1 protein-coding gene is annotated in these 2,022 nt (G+C 63.8%); it reads left to right on the top strand.

The annotated features are described in order from the left end of the window. A partial coding sequence (locus tag ACL02S_RS24070) for a zinc-binding dehydrogenase (RefSeq protein ID WP_412804777.1) occupies positions 1-2,022 on the top strand: 2,022 nt, incomplete at both ends.

Below are 2,022 nucleotides of genomic sequence, written 5' to 3'. Positions count from 1 at the left end.
GCGCCCTGATCGCGGCCACCGACATCCTCCCGGACCGAGCCCTGGTCCCGGTCGCGGTCGACAAAGTACGCCTGCGCGCACCACTTTCCGACACCATCACCGCAGTAGCGCGAATCGCCCCTGACGGCAACAGCGCCGATATCGACCTGCTCGACGCCGAACACAACATCTGCATGCAGATCATCGGCTTACAACTCGGAGCCATCAGCTCACAACCTGCCCCGATGCAACGCATGATCGACATATTCTACGAACCAGCCTGGCAGACACACGATCCCATCGACCCAGCCACCCTGCCCGGCACCACGGACCTGGCCACCCTGATCGTGGTGATGGACACCGCAGCAACCCCGGCCGCCGAACGCATCCTGCGCCTGACCACTCCTGACTCCGCAGGCGCCGAGTTGTTCGTTGTGGGCGACCCCGACCGCGAGGATCTCGAAACCGCCCTCACCGAACAACTACGGGCCACCCATACCCACGACGGCGCCGACCGCCTGCACCTGATCGTCGTCGCTGGCACCGGCTACGACGAAGTAACCACCCTGTGGACACTGCGCCGCATCGCGGTAGCCACCGAAGAATTCCTCGACACCTGGCAACAAGAACACGGCACCGAAACCGAACTTCTCGGCACCGACGATTTCTACGCCTCGATGATCACCGAGAACGCCTTCATCCCTCCGGAATCAGAGACCTCACTGAACCCGACCCAGGGCGCGTTGATCGGCGCCCATCGAGTGCTGCTCAATGAGCAGTCGTGGTTGCGGTGGCGGCTGATCGACCTCGACGACCACGTCACCGACACCGAAATCGCCGCGGAGCTGAGGATTCCCGGCGCATACACCTACGACCACGCCGATGAGGTTTCCCTGCACGACGGGGCCCGATGGATCACCGAGATGCAACGCACCCTGCAGGACCGTCTCGACGCTCTCGACGAGCCAGCACCACTGACCGATCCCGAAGCCAACTTCCGGCTGGAGATACCCAAGACCAAGACCCTCTCCCAGCTGGGCTGGCGGCAATGCGAACGACGCGCCCCCGGCCCCGGCGAAGTCGAAGTGAAGATGACCGCGATCGGCCTCAACTACAAAGACGCGATGAAGGTCATGGGCATACTCGGCGAACGCGAACTCGCAGGCACCTACTACGGCACCGAACCAGGGATGGAAGGAGTCGGGAGGATCGTCCGGGTCGGCGCGGGGGTCACCGATCACGAGATCGGCGACCAGGTCTCCGTCCTGTGCCAGAGCATGATCCGCCGCTACAACACCCTCGACGCGGATCGGGCATTCAGCTTCCCCGACGAGATCGAGCCCGGATGGATCAGCAATATCTCCTCGTTTCTGGCCCCGGTATACGCACTGGAGGAACTCGCCCGAGTGCAGCCGGGGGAAACGGTACTGGTGCACGGCGCCGCCGGCGGAGTCGGCTCGGCAGCGATACAAGTCGCCAAAGCGCACGGCGCCCGCGTGATCGGTACCGCGAGCACCGACGAACGCCGCGCCTACGTCATCGAACAAGGCGCCGACCACGTCGTCAACTCCCGCTCCCTCGACTTCGTCGACCAAGTCCTCGCCCTCACCGACGGCGAAGGCGCGGACGTAGTGATCAACTCCGCACCCGGAGAGATCCTGGCACAGAACTTCGACGCGGTCGCGGAATTCGGACGCATCGTCGAGGTCGGCAAAGCCGATATCTACTTCGGCGGCATGCTCGAACTACGACACTTCACCAAAAACGTGGCGTATTTCTCCCTCGACCTCGACCGGTTGCTGGCGCGACGGCGCAAGGCTTTCACCTCGAGAATCATCGAGACCTTCCAGCGGTTCCTCGCGGACAAGAACAGCTACCGACCGCTGCCCTACGAAGGGTACGGCACCGCCGATATCACACAGGCCTTCGAGAGGGTCGCCCGCTCGATCGGGGTCGGGCGGGTGGTACTGGACATGACGGAGGACGCGCCACTGGTACGCCCACCACTACCGGAAGTCACCATCGATGCCGACGCGCAGTACC

Origin of the sequence: Nocardia spongicola (assembly GCF_047200775.1) — a bacterium.
GTDB lineage: Bacteria > Actinomycetota > Actinomycetes > Mycobacteriales > Mycobacteriaceae > Nocardia.
This window is presented reverse-complemented; position numbering and strand designations above follow the sequence as displayed.